Consider the following 26,161-nt stretch of genomic DNA (forward strand, 5'->3'; position numbering starts at 1 on the left):
TTCTTTTTGTGTATCAACTTTTTCTTCTAGTCAGATAATGCAAGCCCCCAATCACCACTGCTAGGATGGCTACATAGACGACTTGGGTGGTTTCTAGAGGTACAAAAGTTCCTTGCAGGATAAATGTATTGGCAAGTACGCCAACAAGGGCTGCAAGGCTCAAAAATGCGAGCAAGACCAGCTTGTATCGATTAAAGGGAATGCTGACCTTGGCAACTAGACACAGACCATTGATCAAAGCAAGGAGGAAGCAAATAAATTTGACTTGACCTGAGACAGTGATAAAGAAGTTCGTCAAGAGTACACTAGCAACCAGAATGCTACCACCAATCGCAGCATTGGTCAAAATATCTCGCATAAAATGTGTGCTGACCTTTTCTTTATTGGACTCAAAAGTTAGGAAGAAAGATGGAATCCCAATCGTAATAGCTGAAATGATTGTAAACTGAATAGGGATAAAGGCGAATTCCAAACCAAATACCACACTCAAAATGGCAAACACGATGGAGAAGAAGGTCTTTGTCAGAAAGAGAGAGGCTACCTTTTGGATGTTATTGATGACACGGCGTCCTTCCATCAAGATATCATAAAATACTGCAAAATCATCAGTGAGAAAAACAATATTGGATACACTTTTGGCTGCACTCGTTGCTCCCTTCATTGCGAAACTAATATCTGCTTTCTTAAGAGCTAGAACATCATTGACCCCGTCACCGCTCATGGCAACTGTCTTACCAGCCTTTTGCAAAACGGTCACCATCTTTTCTTTCTGCTCAGGTGTCACTCGACCAAATATTTCGTTTTCCAAGACCACTCTTTCAAAGTCATCATTGCTCACCTTGGTCATATCAATCGCACGGGCTTCTTCCTTAAAACCTGCCTTACGAGCCACCCCATATACAGCCACATGATTATCACCACTGATAATCTTCACTTCAACACCTTGAGATTCAAAATAGTCAAAGGTTTCCTTAGTATTTTCCTTGATCTCATCTGACAGAACGACATGCCCCAATAGTTCCATTTCGGATGGGCTTGTAATCTGGTCCTTGCTATGAGCAAGCGATAAGATTCGAAAACCTTGCTGTTTGAGATCTTCATAGTAGGCATCCATCGGCTGGGTAAAGCCTAAAAACTCATAGGCTCCGAAAAAATAGGTCCCACCCTCTTTTACTTGAACAAAGGAATACTTGTTTTTGCTTGAAAAGGCACCGACTTCTTGAACTTCCCACTTTTTCTCACAAGTTAAGTAAGTCTTCAGAGCTCGGGAAGTTGCATTTTCATCCTCGAAATAAGCCAGATAAGAAGATAGTTTCTCTGCTACATTAACATCCATTTCTTGGACCTTCATATTACCAGTCGTGATGGTACCTGTCTTATCAAAACAAAGAACATCTACTCGCGCCAAGGTCTCTACACAGTATAGTTCCTGCACTAGAACCTTCTTTTTGGCCAGCTTCATGGCTGCTACCGCTAGGGAGACGCTGACCAAGAGAATCAAACCCTCTGGAATCATGCCGACCAAGGCACCTGAACTTCCTAAAACAATTTCAACATAAGACCGTCCTAGACTAAAACCTCTGACATAGAGCAGAATGGCAACTGGCACCAGCAAGATCGAGACGATTTTTAAAATCTTATCCATGTAATCGCGCAGTTGAGAAGGGTATTTTTTGAATTCCTTGCTGGATTTTGCGAGTTTGTTGATATAACTATCGGGACCCACAGCCGTTGCCATAACCAGACAAGTACCGCTGACGACATTGCTTCCGCTCATCAGCTTGTCACCAACTGTTTTAAAGACCGAATCACTCTCACCAGTCAGCAAGGACTCATCAACTTCAATATTCCCTTCAAGGACTTCTGCATCGACAGGCACCTGATCACCCAGATTGAGATGCAGATACTCACCCAGAACGATGTCCTCCGGATCAATCTCAATTGTTTGACCATCTCGGTTGACTCTATACTTACTTTTACCAAGCAAACTTAGCTTTTCCAAGGCATTTTTTGAACGCACTTCTTGGAAAATCCCGATGGCTGTATTGATAGCAATCACACCTAAAAAGAGCATATTTTCAAATCGCAAGGTTGTGGCTACCAGAACTGCCAGAGCCAAGTTCATGGCATTAAAAAAGGTAAAAATATTTGAAACGACAATTTCCTTGGTTGTTTTGTAGGGTTTAATGTCGCTGATGTTTCGTTGACGATCCTTGATGTCTTGGCTACTTAAATACTTCATTTCTACTCCGATATCCTTTTGTACTACTATAGTAACACATATCTTTCTCTCTGTCACTTAAAGACTCAAAATAAGGAGAACTCACTTGACAAGCATCATCTATCGCCACTTTAAGAAGGACTTAAAAAGAGGCTAGAATTTTCCTAACCTCTTTTCTCTATGCTTTATTCTGCCAAGGCTCCCATTGGATCCCATGGTGCAAGTACTATTGGTTCTGCTTCATAGGCAGCTTGTTCTTCTGCTGTCAGCAATTCTTTACGGACAACGATTTGGTAAGTGTATTCGTCCATCCAAGCGTCTGAGGCGACAAAGTAACCATCTGCACCGACCTTGTCTCCCCATGAGTTTTCAACTTTCCACTTGGTTGACTTGCCATTTTCGTCCAAGTCCACACCTGTCAAGACCATGGCGTGGGTCATCAAACTTTCACTGTAGTCCAAACGTCCAGCCTTGTCTTGAGTGAGTTGAATATCCATGCTTGATTCAAAGTCATAAACATCAGTCGCAAGGATTCCAGCTTTGCGGTTGCTGAGCTGGCCGACATCTGAACCAAACCAAACAGTTTCTCCTGTTTGCATTTGGGCAATCGCCAATTCTTTTAAGCGCTCCATCGGTACGTTGATGTAACGAACTGCACGGCTACCAACCACATTTCCCAACATCTCAACTGTGTAAGATTTACCGTAAGGCTTGTCAGCAGTTGGAGCATTGATAACAGAAACGTAGTCTTCTAGAGGAAGATTGACATATTTCTTGTAAAACTCTTGTGGCGTGATACCCTTTTCGCTTTGGTAGTTATCATCCTTATCGCGATAAGCAAAGTCAAATTTACGCGGTGGAAGACCTAGTGACATAGCAAGGAAGTTAAAGATTTCTTGCAAGAGGTCTTCTTTCTTAGCTTGAACAGTCGCTTGGTCAGCACCAGAAGCGAGCAAGTCACGCAAGATTTGGGCATCTTGGCGAAGCAATTTGTTAAGAATTGCATTGAGCTCACGGCTATTACTAGATGAAACAGACTCAGGGTAAACTGACTTAGGAACGACACCATATTTTTCAAAGAGGGCAACGACCATATCCCATTGACCACCATCTTGTTGTGGAGTTTGGAGTAGGAAGCTAACCTTGCGGCTCGTCAAGTCTTGGTCTGCAGTCGCAATCACTTGCTCCAAGAACCAGTTGGATTTCTCGTACTTGTCCCAGAAGAATGTGTGGGCTTGTGACAACTCAAAGTTTTCCAGTTTGTATTGAGAGATGAGTTTGTGGCGGAAGGTGTTGAGAGCTGCAAACATCCAGCAACGACCAGACGCTTTCTGGTTAGTAACCTTGTCCTTGGTCAAATCAAGCGAGAAAACAGGTGTATTGTCTACATGGCTTTGACGACGTTCCAGGGCTGCAAAAATTCCGTTATGGCTGGCAGCATTTTCAATGGCTTGGTACTTGACATTTGCTTCATAGTTGGCAAATAGTTTATCTGTAAATGATTCTTGAATCGCGTTCATAGATTCCTCCTTTTATTCTACTGTCTATTATAACTCTTTTCACAAAGGAAGCAACCGAAAAACTTAAAAAGGCAAGGACATTCTCCTCACCTTTTCTAACATAATCCAAACTAAGCAATACTAGCAAGGAGATTTTCTAACTCCTCCTTGGTCAAACGACGCCATTCTCCTTGTCCTAAGTTCTCATCCAAGGCTAAAGTTCCCATCGTCAAACGTTGTAGATCCACCACTTCCTTGCCACAGTAGGCCACCATTCGTTTGACCTGATGGAATTTCCCTTCAGCAATGGTCACACGAACCAGACTTTGATTCTTTACTGAATCTAACGACACAATCTCCAGCTTAGCTGGCTGGCAGGTAAAGTCCTTGAGCGGAATGCCCTTGGCAAATGTCTCCACATCTTCTTGGGTCATAATTCCCTCGACTTGTGCCAGATAGGTCTTATCCACATGACGTTTGGGTGAAAGAAGAGCGTGAGCTAGTTTGCCGTCATTGGTCAAGAGTAGGAGACCATGCGTGTCAATATCCAAGCGCCCTACTGGGAAAACTTCCTTGGTCCGAGCAATATCATCCAACAAGTCCAACACCGTTCTATGTATAGAATCCTCAGTCGCTGAAATAACTCCTTGGGGCTTGTTCATCATGTAGTAGACAAACTCTTCATACTCTAGCACTTGGCCATCAAAGCGAATTTCGTCTTTTTCTTCATTTATTTGCAATTTTGCTGATTTTTCTTTCTTGCCATTGACCGTCACGCGTCCAGCCTTGAGCAAGTTTTTGACCTCCGTCCGACTTCCCACAGCGCATGCAACTAAAAATTTATCTAATCTCATAAAACTATTATATCATACTCAAAAGGAGGCTGGTACAATGACCAACCTCCTTTTCTTTTCATACTCTTCAAAAATCTCTTCAAACCGCGTCAACTTCCATCTGCAACCTCAAAACAGTGTTTTGAGCTGACTTCGTCAGTTCTATCTATAACCGCAAAGCAGTGCTTTGAGCAGCCTGCGGCTAGTTTCCTAGTTTACTCTTTGATTTTCATTGAGTATCAGATTTAAGAAATTAACTTCCTCGTCTCCAGAAAATAGCTAAGACAACCATAGCACCTAAAACAGCTGGAACAATAGCTATCCCCGCTAGGTTTGGACCCCAAGTCCCAAAGAGCAGGTGCCCCAAAGAAGCACCAATCCAGCCGAGAAACATTTTCCCAAAGCATCCCATGCTTTCTCCGCGATTGGTTAAAGCACCTGCCAAGAGTCCCACTAGGAGACCAACAAACATACTTCCAAGCATAGCTTCTCCTTAAATTGCCCAGTCTCCATTACGGAAGAGTGGTACGCGTGTTCCATCCTCACGGATACCATCGATATCCATTTGACTCGAACCAATCATAAAGTCCACGTGAACATCTGAACGGTTCAGTCCTGCAGCTTCAAGCTCTTCTTCGCTCATCTCTGCCCCACCAACAACGCTAGTCGCATAGGCTGCACCGATAGCCAAGTGGTTTGAAGCATTCTCATCGAAAAGCGTGTTAAAGAAGGTAATGCCTGACTGAGAAATTGGGCTTGGATCTGGTACCAAGGCACATTCCCCCAAGGCACGAGCACCTGCATTTTCAAAGACAAGGTCTTTCATGACCTGATCACCCTTTTCAGCAGTAATGTCAACGATTTGTCCATCCTTGAAGGTTACTTTAATGCCTTCGATGATATTTCCGTTGTAGCTAAGTGGTTTTGTAGAGGTTACATAGCCATCTGCACGACGGAAGTCAGGAGCCGTAAAGACTTCTTCTGTCGGCATATTTGGCAAGAATCCTTCTCCCTGTGCATTGATAGCACCAGCTGATTCCCAAACGTGGTTCTTTGGCAAGCCAAGTATCAAATCTGTCCCTGGAGCTGTGTAGTGAAGGGCTGAAAATTGTTCTTTATTAAGCATTTCCGCCTTGCTCTTAAGGATTGCTGCATGTTCTTCCCAAGCCTTAACTGGATCTTCTTCGTAGACACGGCAAGTTTTGAAGATTTGATCCCAAAGGAGGTCCACTGCTTCTTCATCGCTCGCAGCATTTGGAAAGACCTTCTTAGCCCACTCAAGCCCTGCTGCAGCTGCTACAGTCCAGCTAACCTTGTTGGATTGCGTTGCGATACGCATTGGCTTCATGGCAAGTCCCATAGCTTTGGCAGAAGCTGAAAGCTTGTCAGCATCCACTCCGTTCAAGGCACCTGGGTCAGAAGAACGGACACCAAGACGACTAGCCTTGTTTTCCAAGAGGTAGTTCATCTCAGCAATCTTGTATTCTGGCACATTGTTCAGACGCTCTATCGGCGCGTGGAGGAATTTCTCACGGTTGATCACATCATCTGTCCACTGAACGATGACCTCATGCGCACCCAAGGCATAGGCTTCTTTCACGATCAAATGCGCCAACTCACGTTGCTCCACATCGATGGAAAGGGTCAAGGTGTGACCAGGTTGCACGTTAATTCCATTCGCAACCAACAATTTCGCATATTTTTCTAGATTTTCTTTAAAATTTGGTAAAACCATTTTGTTTTTCCTTTTCTTTTGTTATTTCTCTTTAAACAAGGACAGCAGGCTAACTGCTGCCACAGTACCACAAATCAAAGCGGTCATTTTCAAAATCGTATCAGGGTCAAGATCCAGCTGGTAATCAAACACCTTTTGCGCTGGCTTATCCTGAGCGGAAATGGTAAGTTTCATAAAAACCTCTTTCTATATTTTAGAAAAACTCATCAAACAAACTCAACTGGTTATCCTCTGGCATATTGCCGAGAATCCCCATTTCATCCATCTTTTCAACCAAGGTAGATGACAGTCCGCCACGCTTGCGGAGTTCTGTCTTAGAGAGGAATTCGCCCTCTTCACGCGCTCGTACCAGTTGCTTGGCAACGTTTTCTCCCAGACCATCCATTGCTACAAATGGTGGGATAAGAGTATCTCCGTCGATGATGAATTCAGTCGCATCACTACGATAGAGATCTAACTTGCCAAACTTAAAGCCACGTTCCCACATTTCATTGACAATCTCAAGAGTTGTATAGAGGTCAATCTCCACATTAGAGGCTTCATTATTCTTCCGTTTTTCAGCGATTTCTTCCATTCTACGCTTGATAGCATCCAAGCCGGCACCCATAGTCTTGATATCAAAGGCCTTAGCACGGATTGAGAAGTAAGCACAGTAATAATAAATGGGATGGTGAACCTTGAAGTAGGCCACACGCAAGGCCATCATAACGTAGGCTGCCGCATGGGCCTTAGGGAACATATACTTGATTTTTCCACAGGATTCGATATACCACTCTGGCACCTTATTAGCCTTCATGGCTTCGATATAGCCATTTCGCTCTTCTTCTGAAATCTTCAGCCACAAGCCCTTACGTACCCGTTCCATGATGGTAAAGGCCATCTTAGGCTCGAGACCCGCATGCATGAGGTAAACCATGATGTCGTCCCGACAACCGATAACGGTTGATAGGTCCGCAATCCCTTGCTTGATCAAATCCTGGGCATTTCCCAACCACACATCGGTACCGTGGGATAGACCTGAGAGCTGAAGCAACTCTGCAAAAGTCGTCGGATGCGTCTCGTCTACCATCCCACGTACAAAGTTGGTTCCAAACTCTGGAATCCCCAGCATCCCCGTCGGTGTACCGATTTGCTCAGGAGTCACCCCAAGAACATCAGTTCCTGAAAAGAGGGCCATCACGCCTTCATCATCCATAGGAATTTCATTAGGATCAATCCCAGACAAGTCCTGCAGTTTCCGAATCATGGTCGGATCATCATGTCCCAGCACATCGAGTTTGAGGACGTTCTCATCGATATCGTGGAAGTTAAAGTGAGTCGTCTGCCATTCAGCCGTCACGTCATCTGCTGGATACTGAACAGGCGTAAAGTCGTAAACGTCCATGTAGTTCGGAATAACAACGATTCCTCCCGGGTGTTGTCCTGTTGTCCGCTTGACACCAGCCGCACCCTGAGCGAGGCGTTCCACCTCTGCATCACGATAAAACTTCCCATAGTCTCTCTCATAGCCCTTGACAAATCCATAGGCAGTCTTAGCAGCTACCGTACCAACCGTTCCTGCACGGAAGGCATATTCCTCACCAAAGATATCACGCACATCCAAGTGGGCGCTAGGCTGGTCTTCTCCCGAAAAGTTCAAGTCAATATCGGGAACCTTATCTCCATCAAAACCAAGGAAGGTCTCGAAAGGAATATCCTGTCCATTTTTGCTGAGTTTGTGGCCACAGTTTGGACAGTCCTTATTAGGCATATCAAAACCTGAACCATAAGAACCATCGGTGATAAACTCGCTGTACTGACACTGACCACAGACATAGTGAGGGGAGAGAGGATTGACCTCCGTAATCCCGATCATGGTCGCAACGAAACTGGAACCGACAGATCCACGAGAACCCACCAAGTAGCCCCGTTCATTGGAACGTTGCACCAGCATCTGCGATGCCAGATAAATCACGGCAAATCCATTCCCCAGAATGGAAGTTAATTCTTTTTCAATCCGCAAATCAACGATATCTGGCAGAGGATTTCCATAAATCTCAAAAGCTTTCTTATAGGTTAGCTCAGCGACCGTTTCTTCCGCCTTGTCGATGAAAGGTGTGTACAAGTCACCCTTAACAACCTCAACAGGTTCAAAAATATCTGCCATGGCATTGGTGTTTTCAATGACTAATTTGCGTGCTAAATCTTCTCCCAAGAAAGCAAATTCATCCAACATTTCATTGGTCGTTCTAAAATGAGCTTTCGGAAGAGGAGCTGGTTGGGCATGTTCACCATGACCGATGGTTCGGTTAATCATAGCCCCCTGGCCCAAACTACGGACGATAATTTCACGGTAAATCTCTTCTTCCGGTTCGATATAATGGACATTTCCCGTAGCCAGAACAGGCTTGCCAAGACGGTCCCCAACCTCTATCAAACTCTTGATAATAGTCTGGAGTTCCTCCATATCCTTGACCTGTTCTTTAGCAATCAAGGGAGCATAGATAGCTGGTGGCATGACCTCGATAAAGTCATAATACTTGGCCACCTCAACCGCCGCATCCACACCTTGGGAAACAACTGCGTCAAAAACTTCGCCCTCCGAGCAAGCCGACCCCAAAATCAAGCCCTCCCGATGGGCGTCTAGAACCGTTCTCGGAATCCGTGGCACCCCTTCAAAATACTTGGTGTTAGACAAAGAAACCAGTTTAAAGATATTTTTTAGACCTACCTGATTCTTGACATAAATAGTCGCATGCTTGATCCGAGCTTTTTTATAAGAATCTGGACTAATCAAATCAATGTTTAGTCTAGCTAAATCAGTCACACCATGTTTCTCTGCCACCTCTTTGATAAAGATGAAGAGCAGACGACCAGTAGCTTCCGCATCGTAGTTGGCCATGTGGTGGTGTTCCAGTGCTACACCAAAACGCTTAGTCAAAGGCCCCAAACCATGACGTTTATACTCAGGATAGAGATTTCTAGCAAACTCCAGCGTATCGATGACTGGCTGGCTAATCTTAGGCAGACCATGACGCTCATAGTTAGCATTCATAAAGCCAACGTCAAAGGTCGCATTGTGAGCAACTAAGATTGTATCCTTGCAAAATTCTTGGAATTCTTGCAAAACTTGTTCCAGTGGTTTGGCATTTTTGACATGATCATCTGTAATACCAGTCAACTCAGTAGTAAAGGCTGATAATGGATGTCCGGGATTGATAAATTCATCAAATTCGGCAATAACATTCCCCTTATACATCTTAGAGGCCGCAACCTGAATCAAGTCATTATAGATAGCTGAAAGTCCCGTCGTTTCAACGTCAAAGACCACGTAGGTCGCTTCTGACAAGTTCATCTCCACTTCGTTATAAACGATAGGGACACGGTCCTCCACGATATTGGCTTCCATTCCATAGATTAGCTGGATTCCAGCTTTCTTAGCTGCCTTGTAGCCATGTGGGAAGGATTGAACATTTCCATGGTCGGTGATGGCAACCGCCTTGTGCCCCCACTTAGCAGCTGTCGCAACGATCTCCTCTACCTCTGGTAGAGCATCCATGGTCGACATGTTGGTATGAGCATGAAACTCAACCCGACGCCCACCTTCTGGCATCAAATCCTTCCGCTCATAGTGAACAACTTCCTGCACATCCTGGACGTTCATGGTCAAATCACGTGTGAAGTTATTCATCTCCACATTCCCACGAACTCGGAGCCAAGAATTCTTCTTAATGATGTCAAACTTCTGAGCCTCTTCTTCATTCTTAACCCATTTTTGCATTGAAAAACTTGAAGTGTAGTCTGTCATTTTAAAGTTGATCAAAACGCGACCAGTTCTGGTCACCTTATGCTCCACATCAAAAACGACCCCTTCAAAGACCAGGCGATTTTCCTCAGTCGTCACGTCGATCATCTGGGTAACTTCAGCCTTATCTAGTTTAGGCTTGGCCGCAGCCTTTTTAGCCTGAAAATCAAAGGCTGGCTTCTCTTCTACTGGAGGAGGAGCCATTTGTTCCAGTTGCTCCATAGCCCGGAGCGCTTCCTCATTGGCAGCTTGAACAATCTGTTCATTCTCCGTATGGAAGGCTTTCTCCTGCTCTTGTGTAAGAGCATCATTCTTTTCTATTTGGCATACAAAAGCTGGAAAACCAAACTTTTCGAGTTGCTTTGCCAAATTAGGAAGATGATTCTTCTTAAAGTGCTCCTTATCAATCGCCTCTGAACCTTCAATAATGAGTTGATTTCCCTCCGCACGAACGTTTAAATTCTGGTAAAGAGATTTAAACCCTTGACTTGCACACGGACCTTCAGAAAAAGCCTCTCTATAGTAGGCCTGCAAGAGTTCATTTGAAAATTCTTGAGAAAGAACCTTGATTTCGAAAACAGCTCGATTCCCTGTCTTAGAAAATTCTTCACCAAGCCCTTTCTTTAACTCCAAAAAGATTTCAATCGGTAAAATATTAGAAAATACAAAATGAAATTCCCAAATCTTACTAATTTTATGAACCACAACACGCTCAATTCTGGCATCAACAAGAGCAGGATCCCGTCTCAATTGATCAGAGATTCCCAGTTGATTCATTAAAATTTCAAACTTACTTGACATTCATTTTCCTCACATTATTCTCTTACTATTTTACCATAATTAAAGAAAATATATGACTAGTACCATTCCTTAAGCACTGCTAGTTTACACAAATTTGTTCCATAAACAAAAAAGAAGACTCTCAGAATCTCCTTAGTAAATAAAAAAAGATACCTTTAAGTATCCTCGTAATCAATCGGGAAGACAGGATTCGAACCTGCGACACCTTGGTCCCAAACCAAGTACTCTACCAAGCTGAGCTACTTCCCGCGTTAAATAAAAAAATGCACCCTAGAGGAGTCGAACCTCTAACCGCCTGATTCGTAGTCAGGTACTCTATCCAGTTGAGCTAAGGGTGCTCATCATTATATGCCGAGGACCGGAATCGAACCGGTACGATCGTTACCAATCGCAGGATTTTAAGTCCTGTGCGTCTGCCAGTTCCGCCACCCCGGCCTCTCTAAGCGAACGACGGGATTCGAACCCGCGACCCCCACCTTGGCAAGGTGGTGTTCTACCACTGAACTACGTTCGCATCGACCTCTTATTCTATATAAAAAAATGCCGGCTACATGACTTGAACACGCGACCCTCTGATTACAAATCAGATGCTCTACCAACTGAGCTAAGCCGGCTACTTTCTATTATGCGGGTTAAGGGACTTGAACCCCCACGCCGTTAAGCGCCAGATCCTAAATCTGGTGCGTCTGCCAATTCCGCCAAACCCGCAAATATGACCCGTACTGGGCTCGAACCAGTGACCCATTGATTAAAAGTCAATTGCTCTACCAACTGAGCTAACGAGTCTAAAATAACTTCCGTTATCTTAAACGGTCCCGACGGGAATCGAACCCGCGATCTTCGCCGTGACAGGGCGACGTGATAACCGCTACACTACGGGACCTATGGGAGTTAACGGGATCGAACCGCTGACCCTCTGCTTGTAAGGCAGATGCTCTCCCAGCTGAGCTAAACTCCCAAAAAGGAAGTCTCTAAACTTCCTATTCTGCTAAGCGACTTCCATATCTCACAGGGGGCAACCCCCAACTACTTCCGGCGTTCTAGGGCTTAACTACTGTGTTCGGCATGGGTACAGGTGTATCTCCTAGGCTATCGTCACTTAACTCTGAGTAATACCTACTCAAAATTGAATATCTATCAAATACCAAGAAAACCTCACACTTCGTATTCTCAGTTACTTTGGATAAGTCCTCGAGCTATTAGTATTAGTCCGCTACATGTGTCGCCACACTTCCACTTCTAACCTATCTACCTGATCATCTCTCAGGGCTCTTACTGATATATAATCATGGGAAATCTCATCTTGAGGTGGGTTTCACACTTAGATGCTTTCAGCGTTTATCCCTTCCCTACATAGCTACCCAGCGATGCCTTTGGCAAGACAACTGGTACACCAGCGGTAAGTCCACTCTGGTCCTCTCGTACTAGGAGCAGATCCTCTCAAATTTCCTACGCCCGCGACGGATAGGGACCGAACTGTCTCACGACGTTCTGAACCCAGCTCGCGTGCCGCTTTAATGGGCGAACAGCCCAACCCTTGGGACCGACTACAGCCCCAGGATGCGACGAGCCGACATCGAGGTGCCAAACCTCCCCGTCGATGTGAACTCTTGGGGGAGATAAGCCTGTTATCCCCAGGGTAGCTTTTATCCGTTGAGCGATGGCCCTTCCATACGGAACCACCGGATCACTAAGCCCGACTTTCGTCCCTGCTCGAGTTGTAGCTCTCGCAGTCAAGCTCCCTTATACCTTTACACTCTGCGAATGATTTCCAACCATTCTGAGGGAACCTTTGGGCGCCTCCGTTACCTTTTAGGAGGCGACCGCCCCAGTCAAACTGCCCGTCAGACACTGTCTCCGATAGGGATAACCTATCCGGGTTAGAGTGGCCATAACACAAGGGTAGTATCCCAACAACGTCTCCTTCGAAACTGGCGTCCCGATCTCATAGACTCCTACCTATCCTGTACATGTGGTACAGACACTCAATATCAAACTGCAGTAAAGCTCCATGGGGTCTTTCCGTCCTGTCGCGGGTAACCTGCATCTTCACAGGTACTAAAATTTCACCGAGTCTCTCGTTGAGACAGTGCCCAAATCATTACGCCTTTCGTGCGGGTCGGAACTTACCCGACAAGGAATTTCGCTACCTTAGGACCGTTATAGTTACGGCCGCCGTTTACTGGGGCTTCAATTCATACCTTCGGATTACTCCTAAGCACTCCTCTTAACCTTCCAGCACCGGGCAGGCGTCACCCCCTATACATCATCTTACGATTTAGCAGAGAGCTGTGTTTTTGATAAACAGTTGCTTGGGCCTATTCACTGCGGCTGACTTAAAGTCAGCACCCCTTCTCCCGAAGTTACGGGGTCATTTTGCCGAGTTCCTTAACGAGAGTTCTCTCGCTCACCTGAGGCTACTCGCCTCGACTACCTGTGTCGGTTTGCGGTACGGGTAGAGTATGTTTAAACGCTAGAAGCTTTTCTTGGCAGTGTGACGTCACTAACTTCGCTACTAAACTTCGCTCCCCATCACAGCTCAATGTTATAGATATAAGCATTTGACTCATATCACACCTCACTGCTTAGACAGACACTTCCATTCGTCTGCTTTAGTTAGCCTACTGCGTCCCTCCATCACTACATACTCTAGTACAGGAATATCAACCTGTTGTCCATCGGATACACCTTTCGGTCTCTCCTTAGGTCCCGACTAACCCAGGGCGGACGAGCCTTCCCCTGGAAACCTTAGTCTTACGGTGGACAGGATTCTCACCTGTCTTTCGCTACTCATACCGGCATTCTCACTTCTATGCGTTCCAGCACTCCTCACGGTATACCTTCTTCACACATAGAACGCTCTCCTACCATACCTATAAAGGTATCCACAGCTTCGGTAAATTGTTTTAGCCCCGGTACATTTTCGGCGCAGGGTCACTCGACTAGTGAGCTATTACGCACTCTTTGAATGAATAGCTGCTTCTAAGCTAACATCCTAGTTGTCTGTGCAACCCCACATCCTTTTCCACTTAACAATTATTTTGGGACCTTAGCTGGTGGTCTGGGCTGTTTCCCTTTCGACTACGGATCTTAGCACTCGCAGTCTGACTGCCGACCATAATTCATTGGCATTCGGAGTTTATCTGAGATTGGTAATCCGGGATGGACCCCTCACCCAAACAGTGCTCTACCTCCAAGAATCTTTATGTCGACGCTAGCCCTAAAGCTATTTCGGAGAGAACCAGCTATCTCCAAGTTCGTTTGGAATTTCTCCGCTACCCACAAGTCATCCAAGCACTTTTCAACGTGCCCTGGTTCGGTCCTCCAGTGCGTCTTACCGCACCTTCAACCTGCTCATGGGTAGGTCACATGGTTTCGGGTCTACGACATGATACTAAGGCGCCCTATTCAGACTCGGTTTCCCTGCGGCTCCGTCTCTTCAACTTAACCTCGCATCATATCGTAACTCGCCGGTTCATTCTACAAAAGGCACGCTCTCACCCATTAACGGGCTCGAACTTGTTGTAGGCACACGGTTTCAGGTTCTATTTCACTCCCCTCCCGGGGTGCTTTTCACCTTTCCCTCACGGTACTGGTTCACTATCGGTCACTAGGGAGTATTTAGGGTTGGGAGATGGTCCTCCCAGATTCCGACGGGATTTCACGTGTCCCGCCGTACTCAGGATACTGCTAGGTACAAAGACTATTTTAAATACGAGGCTATTACTCTCTTTGGCTGATCTTCCCAAATCATTCTTCTATAATCTTTGAGTCCACATTGCAGTCCTACAACCCCGAAGAGTAAACTCTTCGGTTTGCCCTCCTGCCGTTTCGCTCGCCGCTACTAAGGCAATCGCTTTTGCTTTCTCTTCCTGCAGCTACTTAGATGTTTCAGTTCACTGCGTCTTCCTCCTCACATCCTTAACAGATGCGGGTAACAGGTAGTACCTGTTGGGTTCCCCCATTCGGAAATCCCTGGATCATCGCTTACTTACAGCTACCCAAGGCATATCGTCGTTTGTCACGTCCTTCTTCGGCTCCTAGTGCCAAGGCATCCACCGTGCGCCCTTATTAACTTAACCTTATTTTTTGACCTTTCAGTCATAAACTCTTTTAATACTACAGCGTTTCGGTTTATTTTCTTGTTACTATTTGATATAGATATTCAATTTTCAATGTGCATTACTTGGTGATCTCTCACCAATGGAGCCTAGCGGGATCGAACCGCTGACCTCCTGCGTGCAAAGCAGGCGCTCTCCCAGCTGAGCTAAGGCCCCACAAGACCTCTCAAGACTAAACAAGACCAATGTGCAGTTCCTTATCCTTAGAAAGGAGGTGATCCAGCCGCACCTTCCGATACGGCTACCTTGTTACGACTTCACCCCAATCATCTATCCCACCTTAGGCGGCTGGCTCCTAAAAGGTTACCTCACCGACTTCGGGTGTTACAAACTCTCGTGGTGTGACGGGCGGTGTGTACAAGGCCCGGGAACGTATTCACCGCGGCGTGCTGATCCGCGATTACTAGCGATTCCGACTTCATGTAGGCGAGTTGCAGCCTACAATCCGAACTGAGACTGGCTTTAAGAGATTAGCTTGCCGTCACCGGCTTGCGACTCGTTGTACCAGCCATTGTAGCACGTGTGTAGCCCAGGTCATAAGGGGCATGATGATTTGACGTCATCCCCACCTTCCTCCGGTTTATTACCGGCAGTCTCGCTAGAGTGCCCAACTGAATGATGGCAACTAACAATAGGGGTTGCGCTCGTTGCGGGACTTAACCCAACATCTCACGACACGAGCTGACGACAACCATGCACCACCTGTCACCTCTGTCCCGAAGGAAAACTCTATCTCTAGAGCGGTCAGAGGGATGTCAAGACCTGGTAAGGTTCTTCGCGTTGCTTCGAATTAAACCACATGCTCCACCGCTTGTGCGGGCCCCCGTCAATTCCTTTGAGTTTCAACCTTGCGGTCGTACTCCCCAGGCGGAGTGCTTAATGCGTTAGCTGCGGCACTAAACCCCGGAAAGGGTCTAACACCTAGCACTCATCGTTTACGGCGTGGACTACCAGGGTATCTAATCCTGTTTGCTCCCCACGCTTTCGAGCCTCAGCGTCAGTTACAAGCCAGAGAGCCGCTTTCGCCACCGGTGTTCCTCCATATATCTACGCATTTCACCGCTACACATGGAATTCCACTCTCCCCTCTTGCACTCAAGTTAAACAGTTTCCAAAGCGTACTATGGTTAAGCCACAGCCTTTAACTTCAGACTTATCTAACCGCCTGCGCTCGCTTTACGCCCAATAAATCCGGACAACGCTCGGGACCTACGTATTACCGCGGCTGCTGGCACGTAGTTAGCCGTCCCTTTCTGGTAAGATACCGTCACAGTGTGAACTTTCCACTCTCACACTCGTTCTTCTCTTACAACAGAGCTTTACGATCCGAAAACCTTCTTCACTCACGCGGCGTTGCTCGGTCAGACTTCCGTCCATTGCCGAAGATTCCCTACTGCTGCCTCCCGTAGGAGTCTGGGCCGTGTCTCAGTCCCAGTGTGGCCGATCACCCTCTCAGGTCGGCTATGTATCGTCGCCTTGGTGAGCCGTTACCTCACCAACTAGCTAATACAACGCAGGTCCATCTGGTAGTGATGCAATTGCACCTTTTAAGCAAATGTCATGCAACATCTACTATTATGCGGTATTAGCTATCGTTTCCAATAGTTATCCCCCGCTACCAGGCAGGTTACCTACGCGTTACTCACCCGTTCGCAACTCATCCAGAGAAGCAAGCTCCTCCTTCAGCGTTCTACTTGCATGTATTAGGCACGCCGCCAGCGTTCGTCCTGAGCCAGGATCAAACTCTCATTAAAAGTTTGAGTTCTCACTCATTTCTGTCACTGACAGATTTATTGTTTTTTTCATTGTTCAGTACTATAACTTCAGTTATAGTGCCCTGCACATTGGTTCGTCTTGTTCAGTTTTCAAAGGTCTTTGTCACTCATTCTCTCTCAAGCGACAACTATATTAGTATATCACAGCTACCTGCCTCTGTCAACAGATTTTTTAAACTTTTTTCAAGTTTTTTTAACCGCAATACACCATAGTCCGTACGGGATTCGAACCCGTGTTACCGCCGTGAAAAGGCGGTGTCTTAACCCCTTGACCAACGGACCTGAGTTTTTCAACTCTTTCTATTATACCTACTTTTTTACCTTTGTCAAGGACTTTTTTCCTCTTTACCGAAATTCTGAAAAGATTAGGGAAAGTTCTCTCAGGAGAGCTTTACGTCCTCTAAAGACTTCTCCTCCCATTAGACGGTCTATTAACTCTTGTTTTTCCATACTCTGCTTTGATTTGTAATTCTTTAGAAGTTCGTGAAAGAGATAATAATCGTCCAGCCTGAGTCCTTTTTCTCCTAGACGATGACTAATCTCACTCACCTCTTCATAGGGTTCTTTGTCAAAACGGCGCTTGTGGCTTTCCTGTTTACGGATGTAATCTAGGATACGATTTCTAAACTTTGTTTTAAAGCAGACATATAGTTGATGGCGCTCGCCCTCTAGCAACTCTGGGTTGCGACTCACCAGCTCATACAGACATAACATGCCTTCCTGATCCCAGTCCTCTTTCTCCCACAGATGCAAATGATAATCTTTGCGACACTTATGGACGATTCCCTTGCTTTCTTCATATAAGTTTTTTAGATTCATAGACCTCTCCTTTCTGCATTTAGTTTAACAAAATGCGCGAGTCCATGGGTCTACTTCCTCTATTCTATACTTCTTTATCCCTCAACGGAACATAAAAAGAGAGGCAAAGCCTCTCTGGGGTTATAATTCTGCAATTTGGTTGAGATTCACTTCTGCAATCGTGTCATTACCAAACATAGAGATAATCATCTTCACTTTGTTGTTATCAATTTCAGTAATTTTACCTGTGTAGTCCGCAAAAGCACCATCAATGATGCGGACTGTCTGGCCAACTTCAACGTCAATATCAAACTCTTGAACAGTTTGTCCCATTGAAACCAGAATATCACGGATTTCTTGTTCCAATAGTGGAGTTGGTTTTGATCTGTTCCCGTGTGAGCCGACGAATCCTGTTACGTTAGGTGTGTTTCGAACGACGAACCATGCTTCATCGGTCATGACCATTTCTACAAGGACATAACCTGGAAAGCGATTCTCTTCAATTTCCTTTTTCTTTCCATTTTTCTCAACTTGCACGGTTTGTGTTGGAATCTCAACGCGAAGAATATTATCCAACATGTTATATGTTTGCGCACGTTGCAATAGATTTTCTTTTACCTTATTTTCATAGCCAGAATAAGTTTGTAGAACAAACCATCCCTTGTCAAAACTATCCATGATATTTCCTTTCATACATATATAGAAGAAAGCTAGCAGATGTTCTCCACTTTTCTTCTAAAAAATGTTAATAAATCGAATCAAACCTGATACAATCAACTGGTCAAAAATGTAAATGATGACCACAAAGAAGGCTGTGTATTCCATAATAGAGCGAAAATCTCTCCAGCTTTCTTTGCGAGTTGGCCAAGTTGTTTCTTTAAGAAGTTTAAAAATATCCTTAATAAAACCCATCGTTCTCTCCTATCTCGTTTCTCTATGTGTCGTATATTTTCCACAATGTTTACAAAATTTATTTACTTCTAGTCGTGTTGGCTTGGGGTTCCCACTAATTTTGATTGAGTAATTCCTTGAACCACAAACTGCACAAGCTAGGCTTGCTTTTTTTAGTGCCATAACGCCTCCATCTTATCTATTATAACAAGAAACCTAGGCTTTGACAAGCCTCTTAACGAAATAGATTAAGGATTGAGTCCCATATTGTCTGGGCTTTTTCTTTTATTTTAGCTTCTGAAATCGCACGTCCTGCTTCATCTACAAGATTTTGTGCACGACTACGAATATCTCCTATCGGGTCCTCAGACTGGTTTGTCTCATTTTCAACAACCTGCTTTTTCGTATTTTCTGGTTCAATACCATTTTGTTTATAGGCATTCTCCACTGTAAAGGTGCTACCTGGAGTGTAAGGCAAAATGGTATTAGCCATACTTCTAAAAACATGGGCTGCTCCATTTGAGGTCGAACCTGCTAGATAATGATTCTCATCTGTTGTTGGGAAGCCGAGCCAGTGGCTGATTACCACATCTGGAGTATAACCGATCACCCACTGGTCACTGGTATATTCCGGGTTGAAAACAGCTTCAGTCGTACCTGTTTTACCAGCCATAACGTAATCCGCTGGTGACGAACTAATTCCTGTACCATTGGTAAATGTTCCTAGCATCATACTGGTCATTTTATCAGCTACCGACTTATCAATCACTCGTTTTTGGGAGTTTTTATGACTCTTGATGACCTGACCGCTGGCATTTTCAATACGAGTGATGAAATGTGCTTCAGGCATTAACCCCCCATTAGCAAAGGCTGCATAGGCTTGAGCCATCTGGAGAGGATTCGTTTCTACGCCTCCACCGAGAGCGACTCCAAGAACTCGATCAACCTTTTCCATATTCAGACCAAATCTCTCCCCAGCGTCAAAAGCTTTGTCAATACCTAATGCATTTACAGTCGCAACTGCAGGGAGGTTGAGTGATTCCGCCAAGGCCTGATACATAGGTACTTCTGGAGATGTCTTAATACCTGCATAGTTGTCTACTTGATAACTGTTGTACTGCATCGTATGATTATCCAGTTGCTTGTTCAAAGCCCATCCTGCTTCTACTGCAGGTGTATAAACGACTAAAGGTTTAATGGTTGAGCCTGGGCTACGCTTAGACTGAGTGGCATAGTTGAAATTGCGAAAGCCTGGTTTGTCATCACCAGCTACACGACCAACAACTCCACGCACTCCACCAGTCTTGGGTTCTAGAGCGACACTACCTGATTCGGCATGCGTTCCGTCTTCTGCTGTTGGAAATAGCGAAGTGTTTTCATAAATAACCTGCATGTTTGCTTGGTAGTTTTGGTCAAGCTCTGTGTAGATTCGATAGCCGTTGTTAACAATCTCTTCTTCTGTGAGATTGTACTTGGAAACCGCTTCGTTGACAACTGCATCAAAATAGGACGGGTAACGATAATCCGAAACTTTGCCTTCATACTTATCTTGCAGTTGAGAAGCCATATCTACTCCAGCCGCTTCGGTCTCTTGATTTTTATCAATATAGCCCGCTGCAACCATATTTTGCAAAACAGTATCCCTACGGTTGGTCGAAGTTTCAACAGAATTTAATGGATTATACAATTCTGGTCCCTTGAGCATCCCTGCTAGAGTGGCCGCCTGATCAAGCGTTAGTTGTGAAGCCGATACACCGAAATATTTCTTACTTGCATCTTCAACACCCCATACCCCATTTCCAAAGTAGGCGTTATTGAGGTACATAGTAAGGATTTGCTCCTTGCTGTATTTCTTGGTCAACTCTAAGGCAAGGAAAAACTCCTTGGCCTTCCGTTCAACGGTCTGATCCTGAGAAAGATAAGCATTTTTTGCCAACTGTTGAGTGATGGTGGATCCCCCTCCAGAACGACCTGCTGTAAGGATAGCTAGAAAGAAACGACCGTAGTTAATTCCATCATTTTTATAGAAGGAACGGTCCTCTGTCGCGACGACAGCATTCTGCAAGTCTTTACTGATATCTGTCAGTTCAACATAGGTTCCCTTTTGACCCGACAGGGCTCCTGCCTCTTTTTCTTCGCGATCAAAAATCAGAGTTCGCGTTTTCAAGGCATTTTGCAAATCATTGACATTGGTAGACTTGGCTATCGCAAATAGGTAGGTTCCTACTATCAAACCTGCACTTAACCCTAAAATGATGACGATTTTTGTCAGATGATAACGACGCCAGAATTTCCGAATTGGGCCTACTTGGGACAATTTTTTTCTATCGCTCCGTGAACGACGCATGCTCGTCGAATCAGACTCCGTGGATTCATTTGTTTCTTTTTTAAAGAGAGAAAGAAACTTCTCAAATAATTTATCTAATTTCATGCGTTTATTTTATCATCTTCACCATAGGAACTCAAGAATTTAGCTACTCCCTATCCAAATAGGGCTTTTTTTGTTACAATATCTGTATGCAATTCACTTTTACATTACCCGAATCCTTGCCTCAAATGACGGTCAAACAATTCCTAGAGGAACAACTCCTCATCCCTAGAAAAATCCGCCATTTTTTGAGAATCAAGAAGAACATCTTAATCAACCACAAAGAAGTTCACTGGAACGAGATGGTCAAACCAGGGGATGTTTGCCAATTGACTTTTGACGAGGAGGATTATCCCTCAAAGGAAATCCTTTGGGGCAACCCAGACCTCGTTCAGGAGATTTATCAAGATCAACATCTCATTGTTGTCAACAAACCCGAGGGGATGAAAACGCACGGTAATCAACCAGATGAAATTGCCCTTCTCAACCATGTCTCTGCCTACGTTGGTCAAACCTGCTATGTCGTTCATCGCCTGGACATGGAAACAAGCGGTTTAGTGCTTTTTGCTAAAAATCCTTTTATCTTACCCATTCTCAATCGTTTGTTGGAAAAAAAGGAAATCGCTCGTGAGTACTGGGCACTTATAGAAGGGCGAGTAGAGAGTAAAGAACTTGTCTTTCGAGATAAAATTGGTCGTGATCGACACGATCGTAGAAAAAGAATAGTCGATGCAAAAAATGGACAATATGCTGAAACACATGTAAGCAGATTAAAGCAATTTCCAAATCATACTACCCTTGTCTGTTGCAAACTAAAGACCGGTCGAACGCATCAAATCCGTATTCACCTCTCTCATCATAAGCACCCTATCCTGGGCGATCCTCTCTATAACTCTAGATCAAAGGTAAGCAGGCTCATGCTTCATGCCTTTCGACTTTCCTTTACTCATCCACTCACCTTAGAACAATTGAGTTTCACTGCCCTCTCGGATACTTTCGAAACAGAATTAAAACAAAATGGATGATAGCATCATCCATTTTTCTATATAATAAAAGCAAGACCAGAAGGCCTTGCTTTTATCGACTCAAGAATTATTTAGCGATTTTTGCAAAGTATTCAAGAGTACGTACAAGTTGTGCAGTGTATGACATTTCGTTGTCGTACCATGATACAACTTTAACCAATTGTTTACCGTCAACGTCAAGAACTTTAGTTTGAGTTGCGTCAAACAATGAACCGTAAGACATACCTACGATATCTGAAGATACGATTGGATCTTCTGTGTAACCGTATGATTCGTTTGAAGCTGCTTTCATAGCTGCGTTCACTTCATCAACAGTAACGTTCTTTTCAAGAACTGCTACCAATTCAGTAACTGATCCAGTTGGAGTTGGAACACGTTGTGCAGATCCGTCAAGTTTACCGTTCAATTCTGGGATTACAAGACCGATAGCTTTAGCAGCACCAGTTGAGTTAGGAACGATGTTTGCAGCACCAGCGCGAGCACGGCGAAGGTCACCACCACGGTGTGGTCCGTCAAGGATCATTTGGTCACCAGTGTAAGCGTGGATAGTAGTCATTAATCCTTCTACAACACCGAAGTTGTCTTGAAGAGCTTTAGCCATTGGAGCCAAGCAGTTTGTAGTACATGAAGCACCTGAGATAACTGTTTCAGTACCGTCAAGAACGTCGTGGTTAGTGTTGAATACGATTGTTTTAACATCGTTTCCACCAGGAGCAGTGATAACAACTTTCTTAGCTCCACCTTTAAGGTGTTTTTCAGCTGCATCTTTCTTAGCAAAGAAACCAGTTGCTTCAAGAACGATTTCTACACCGTCAGTAGCCCAGTCGATTTGTTCTGGATCACGTTCAGCAGAAACTTTAACGAATTTACCGTTAACTTCAAATCCACCTTCTTTAACTTCTACAGTACCGTCGAAACGACCTTGAGTTGTGTCGTATTTCAACAAGTGTGCAAGCATAACTGGATCTGTAAGGTCGTTGATGCGAGTAACTTCAACACCTTCTACGTTTTGGATACGGCGGAAAGCAAGACGACCGATACGTCCGAAACCGTTAATACCAACTTTAACTACCATTAGTGATTTCCTCCTTATGAAAATCATGAAAATTTTATTGTGAAAAGAGTAACTTGAATCACTACAAATCACCTTTCAACAAACCTATTATATAACTATTTGAGTTTAATTGCAAGTACGGGCGTTGATTTTCTCTCCTGCTTTTCTACTTTTTCTCCCCCTTTCATCCATCTATTCTTTTATTTCCAAAGCATATCTCTAGAATCTTTCATAATATCTGCATATTCTCTTCACTATCAAAGTGAAACTACAATTTCAACTCTTTCAGAGTTTACAAAAAAGAGACAGGATAACTCCTGTCTCTAGGCTGATAAACGATTATTTGCGACGTCCTGGACGTTCTGCATAGCCATAGTAAGCATCTGCCATGATTTCTTCCATGTCAGCTACCATTGGCAAGCGAGGGTTAGCAGGTGAACATTGGTCTTCATAAGCAAGCAAGGCAATTTCATGCAAGCTGTCTTTCCAAGCTTTTTCATCGATTCCAAAGCCTTTGAAGTTCATTGTGATTCCAACTGCTTCACCAAGATCGTAAACTGCTTTAGCATACGCTTCAACCGCTTCTTCTGGAGTTGAGTGAGGCAATCCAAGCATTCTAGCAATATCTTGGAATTTTTCGTCAGCTTTCCAGTAGTTATACTTAGGCCATGTAGTCGTCTTAGATGGGCGAGTACCATTGTAACGGATAACGTATGGAAGCAAGATTGCGTTTGTACGTCCGTGAACAGTATGGTGAACCGCACCGATCTTGTGGGCCATTGAGTGGCTCATACCAAGGAAGGCATTGGCAAAGGCCATACCAGCCATTGTAGATGCATTGTGCATTTTTTCGCGAGCTTCTGGATCAGCTGTCTTAACAGATTTTTCCAACCATTCAAAGACAAGTTTGATTGTTTGAAGGGCGATACCGTCTGTGTAGTCGTTAGCAAAGTTTGAAGTGTAGGCTTCAGTCGCGTGAGTCAAGACGTCCATACCTGTGTCCGCAGCGATGAAGTCTGGAACTGACTCAACCAAAGCAGGGTCAACAATCGCAATAGTTGGTGTCAATGAGTAGTCAGCCAATGGGTATTTACGATTGTTTTTCTTATCAGAGATAACGGCAAATGGTGTTACTTCTGAACCTGTACCTGAAGTTGTTGGAATACCAATGTATTTCGCTTTTTTACCAAGTGATGGGAAGCGGAAGGCCCGTTTACGGATATCCATGAATTTTTGAACCAAGTCACGGAAGTCGATTTGTGGTTGTTCGTAGAAGAGCCACATTACTTTCGCTGCATCCATTGGAGAACCACCACCAAGAGCGATGATTGTGTCTGGTTCAAATGCTCTCATTACTTCAGTACCACGTTCTACAGTTGTGATATCTGGGTCTGGTTCAACGTCTGAGAAGACTTGGACAGTTACACGGTTGCTGCGTTTGTTCAATTGGTCAATAATGCGTTGAACAAAACCAAGTTTTTCGATCGATTTGTCTGTAACAATCATAACGCGTTCAATATCTTCACATGTTTGAAGGTATTGGATAGAATTGCGTTCGAAGTAAATTTTTGAAGGAACTTTAAACCACTGCATATTATTTCTACGTTTCCCTACTTTCTTGATGTTTAGAAGGTTGATCGCACTCACGTTATCACCGACTGAGTTGTGTCCATATGAACCACATCCAAGTGTCAATGATGGAATGAAGGCATTGTATACGTCACCGATACCACCGAAAGTAGATGGAGAGTTCCAGATAATACGCATAGCTTTGATTTCTGTACCAAAGCGTTTAGCAAGAGCTTCGTCTTTTGTATGGATGGCTGCTGAGTGACCAAGTCCGTTAAACTCAACCATTTGACGAGCTTTTTTAAGACCGTCTTCTGTATCTTCAGCTTTTAGGACAGCGATAACTGGTGACAATTTTTCACGAGTCAATGGTTCTTTTGGTCCTACTTCTGCACATTCTGCAGCCAAGATGTTTGTTCCTTCTGGAACGCTAAATCCTGCTTGTTCAGCAATCCATGCTGCTGGTTTACCAACGATGTTTGCATTTAGTTTAGCACCTGCACAGTTTTTGCTGTTAGCTTTTACACCGAAACAGAATTCTTCAAGAAGGGCTTTTTCTTTTTTGTTTACAAAGTAAGTGTGATATGATTTGAATTCTTCTACAAATTCGTCATATACTTCTTTATCAATGATAACGGCTTGTTCTGATGCACAGACCATCCCATTATCAAATGACTTAGACATAACAATATCATGAGCAGCTTGACGAAGGTCAGCAGATTTTTCTACATAGGCAGGAACGTTTCCGGCACCTACCCCAAGAGCTGGTTTTCCACATGAGTATGCAGCTTTAACCATGGCATTACCACCAGTTGCAAGGATAGTTGCAACACCTTCGTGGTTCATAAGCGCTCCAGTTGCTTCCATAGATGGTTCTGTAATCCATTGCACACAGTTCTCAGGAGCACCAGCTGCAATCGCTGCATCGCGAACGATTTGTGCTGCGTGAGCTGATGATTCTTGAGCAGATGGGTGGAAGGCAAAAACGATTGGGTTACGTGTTTTCAAAGCAATGAGTGATTTGAAAATCGCTGTTGAAGTTGGGTTTGTTGTCGGAGTGACACCACAGATTACCCCTACAGGCTCCGCAATCTTTGTCAAACCTGTAATTGGATCATCTTCAATAACTCCAACTGTTTTAACTCCACGCATATTGTTCACTACGTGTTCGCAGGCAAATAGGTTTTTTGTTGCCTTGTCTTCAAATACCCCACGGCCAGTTTCTTCAACTGCATGTTGTGCAAGGATACCATGTGCGTCAAGTGCTGCAACCGAAGCTTTTGCCACGATATAGTCAACTTGCTCTTGGTTCAACTTGCGCATTTCATCAAGCGCAACCAAGGCTTTTTTCACGAGACCATCGACATGCTTTTCAGCAGCAAGTTGTTTTTCCTCTGGTGTTACTGTTTTTTTATCAGCCATATTATCCTCCATAGCCTTTAAGGATGTTATCCTTTGTTAATTTTTTCACAAGTTTATTATAACTCTTTTTTTATGCTTTGTAAACAGTTTCATAAGCATTTCACAAAGAATTTTTCTGAGATTGTGATTTTTTTCTCAATGCATCTATACAATAGAGTTTTGTCTGGACGATTGTGAAATTATGGAAAAATTTTTTTATTTCACAAAGTTTTTCTAGTTGATAGTTAGTTCTCGAATTTAAGCGAAGAAAGCGTTTTCTTTTCAG

15 protein-coding genes, 11 tRNA genes and 3 rRNA genes are annotated in these 26,161 nt (G+C 44.2%); 1 reads left to right on the plus strand and 28 read right to left on the minus strand.

Features of this window, described 5'->3' with window-relative positions:
* Nucleotides 1-13: 13 nt before the first annotated feature.
* The 26 genes from ACORHV_RS08545 to pbp2a all read right to left on the minus strand — a co-directional run bounded on the left by ACORHV_RS08545 (nucleotide 14) and on the right by pbp2a (nucleotide 20,889).
* On the minus strand, nucleotides 14-2,242 hold the full coding sequence (locus ACORHV_RS08545) for an HAD-IC family P-type ATPase (protein WP_434398145.1): 2,229 nt from the start codon (nucleotides 2,240-2,242) through the stop codon (nucleotides 14-16).
* A 164-nt stretch (nucleotides 2,243-2,406) separates the two neighbouring features.
* Nucleotides 2,407-3,741 (minus strand): C1 family peptidase, encoded by a 1,335-nt coding sequence (pepC, locus tag ACORHV_RS08550; protein ID WP_247941207.1) that lies wholly within the window; start codon nucleotides 3,739-3,741, stop codon nucleotides 2,407-2,409.
* A 110-nt stretch (nucleotides 3,742-3,851) separates the two neighbouring features.
* The gene (locus tag ACORHV_RS08555) at nucleotides 3,852-4,574 is read right to left on the minus strand and encodes a pseudouridine synthase (RefSeq protein WP_247941208.1); all 723 of its coding nucleotides are present in this window, start codon (nucleotides 4,572-4,574) and stop codon (nucleotides 3,852-3,854) included.
* Between the two features lie 232 nt (nucleotides 4,575-4,806).
* Entirely contained in the window at nucleotides 4,807-5,037 is a 231-nt protein-coding gene (locus ACORHV_RS08560; protein WP_000901578.1) for a GlsB/YeaQ/YmgE family stress response membrane protein, read from the minus strand.
* 9 nt (nucleotides 5,038-5,046) lie between these two features.
* Entirely contained in the window at nucleotides 5,047-6,288 is a 1,242-nt protein-coding gene (locus ACORHV_RS08565) for an aminopeptidase (RefSeq protein WP_371606951.1), read from the minus strand.
* A gap of 21 nt (nucleotides 6,289-6,309) precedes the next feature.
* Nucleotides 6,310-6,462 (minus strand): hypothetical protein, encoded by a 153-nt coding sequence (locus tag ACORHV_RS08570; protein WP_000778898.1) that lies wholly within the window; start codon nucleotides 6,460-6,462, stop codon nucleotides 6,310-6,312.
* A 19-nt stretch (nucleotides 6,463-6,481) separates the two neighbouring features.
* Entirely contained in the window at nucleotides 6,482-10,873 is a 4,392-nt protein-coding gene (locus ACORHV_RS08575; RefSeq protein ID WP_434398149.1) for a PolC-type DNA polymerase III, read from the minus strand.
* Nucleotides 10,874-11,048: 175 nt separating this feature from the next.
* A tRNA-Pro gene (locus ACORHV_RS08580) sits at nucleotides 11,049-11,122 on the minus strand.
* Nucleotides 11,123-11,137: 15 nt separating this feature from the next.
* Nucleotides 11,138-11,211, minus strand: a tRNA-Arg gene (locus ACORHV_RS08585).
* 11 nt (nucleotides 11,212-11,222) lie between these two features.
* A tRNA-Leu gene (locus tag ACORHV_RS08590) sits at nucleotides 11,223-11,308 on the minus strand.
* Nucleotides 11,309-11,315: 7 nt separating this feature from the next.
* A tRNA-Gly gene (locus ACORHV_RS08595) sits at nucleotides 11,316-11,387 on the minus strand.
* Between the two features lie 27 nt (nucleotides 11,388-11,414).
* A tRNA-Thr gene (locus ACORHV_RS08600) sits at nucleotides 11,415-11,487 on the minus strand.
* 12 nt (nucleotides 11,488-11,499) lie between these two features.
* Nucleotides 11,500-11,581 (minus strand) — tRNA-Leu (locus tag ACORHV_RS08605).
* Between the two features lie 5 nt (nucleotides 11,582-11,586).
* Nucleotides 11,587-11,659, minus strand: a tRNA-Lys gene (locus tag ACORHV_RS08610).
* A 24-nt stretch (nucleotides 11,660-11,683) separates the two neighbouring features.
* Nucleotides 11,684-11,756, minus strand: a tRNA-Asp gene (locus ACORHV_RS08615).
* Nucleotides 11,757-11,758: 2 nt separating this feature from the next.
* A tRNA-Val gene (locus tag ACORHV_RS08620) sits at nucleotides 11,759-11,831 on the minus strand.
* A gap of 29 nt (nucleotides 11,832-11,860) precedes the next feature.
* Nucleotides 11,861-11,976 (minus strand): 5S ribosomal RNA (rrf, locus tag ACORHV_RS08625).
* A 76-nt stretch (nucleotides 11,977-12,052) separates the two neighbouring features.
* Nucleotides 12,053-14,955, minus strand: a 23S ribosomal RNA gene (locus ACORHV_RS08630).
* A gap of 122 nt (nucleotides 14,956-15,077) precedes the next feature.
* A tRNA-Ala gene (locus ACORHV_RS08635) sits at nucleotides 15,078-15,150 on the minus strand.
* Between the two features lie 51 nt (nucleotides 15,151-15,201).
* Nucleotides 15,202-16,748, minus strand: a 16S ribosomal RNA gene (locus tag ACORHV_RS08640).
* The 16S, 23S and 5S rRNA genes sit together here with 11 tRNA genes alongside, the layout of an rRNA operon.
* 231 nt (nucleotides 16,749-16,979) lie before the next feature.
* A tRNA-Glu gene (locus ACORHV_RS08645) sits at nucleotides 16,980-17,051 on the minus strand.
* Nucleotides 17,052-17,114: 63 nt separating this feature from the next.
* Entirely contained in the window at nucleotides 17,115-17,588 is a 474-nt protein-coding gene (locus tag ACORHV_RS08650; RefSeq protein WP_084859209.1) for a transcriptional regulator, read from the minus strand.
* Between the two features lie 120 nt (nucleotides 17,589-17,708).
* Nucleotides 17,709-18,245, minus strand: a complete 537-nt coding sequence (gene nusG / locus ACORHV_RS08655) for a transcription termination/antitermination protein NusG (RefSeq protein ID WP_000376728.1) — start codon at nucleotides 18,243-18,245, stop codon at nucleotides 17,709-17,711.
* Between the two features lie 57 nt (nucleotides 18,246-18,302).
* Nucleotides 18,303-18,479 carry a preprotein translocase subunit SecE gene (secE, locus tag ACORHV_RS08660; RefSeq protein ID WP_000505776.1) on the minus strand — a complete coding sequence of 59 codons (177 nt, stop codon included), beginning with the start codon at nucleotides 18,477-18,479 and terminating at the stop codon, nucleotides 18,303-18,305.
* Between the two features lie 9 nt (nucleotides 18,480-18,488).
* Nucleotides 18,489-18,641, minus strand: coding sequence for a 50S ribosomal protein L33 (gene rpmG / locus ACORHV_RS08665; protein WP_001809375.1), 153 nt, complete (start codon nucleotides 18,639-18,641; stop codon nucleotides 18,489-18,491).
* 52 nt (nucleotides 18,642-18,693) lie between these two features.
* The gene (gene pbp2a, locus ACORHV_RS08670) at nucleotides 18,694-20,889 is read right to left on the minus strand and encodes a penicillin-binding protein PBP2A (RefSeq protein WP_434398152.1); all 2,196 of its coding nucleotides are present in this window, start codon (nucleotides 20,887-20,889) and stop codon (nucleotides 18,694-18,696) included.
* Nucleotides 20,890-20,975: 86 nt separating this feature from the next.
* Here pbp2a and ACORHV_RS08675 point away from each other — a divergent pair, with 86 nt between their 5' ends.
* Nucleotides 20,976-21,851 (plus strand): RluA family pseudouridine synthase, encoded by an 876-nt coding sequence (locus ACORHV_RS08675; protein WP_434398154.1) that lies wholly within the window; start codon nucleotides 20,976-20,978, stop codon nucleotides 21,849-21,851.
* 67 nt (nucleotides 21,852-21,918) lie between these two features.
* Here ACORHV_RS08675 and gap read toward each other — a convergent pair whose 3' ends face one another.
* Together gap and adhE are read right to left on the minus strand one after the other, a co-directional pair.
* Nucleotides 21,919-22,926, minus strand: a complete 1,008-nt coding sequence (gene gap, locus ACORHV_RS08680) for a type I glyceraldehyde-3-phosphate dehydrogenase (protein ID WP_000260679.1) — start codon at nucleotides 22,924-22,926, stop codon at nucleotides 21,919-21,921.
* Nucleotides 22,927-23,244: 318 nt separating this feature from the next.
* On the minus strand, nucleotides 23,245-25,896 hold the full coding sequence (gene adhE / locus ACORHV_RS08685) for a bifunctional acetaldehyde-CoA/alcohol dehydrogenase (RefSeq protein ID WP_084879955.1): 2,652 nt from the start codon (nucleotides 25,894-25,896) through the stop codon (nucleotides 23,245-23,247).
* Nucleotides 25,897-26,161: the final 265 nt, after the last annotated feature.

Source organism: Streptococcus sp. KHUD_016 (assembly GCF_051106465.1).
Lineage (GTDB): Bacteria > Bacillota > Bacilli > Lactobacillales > Streptococcaceae > Streptococcus.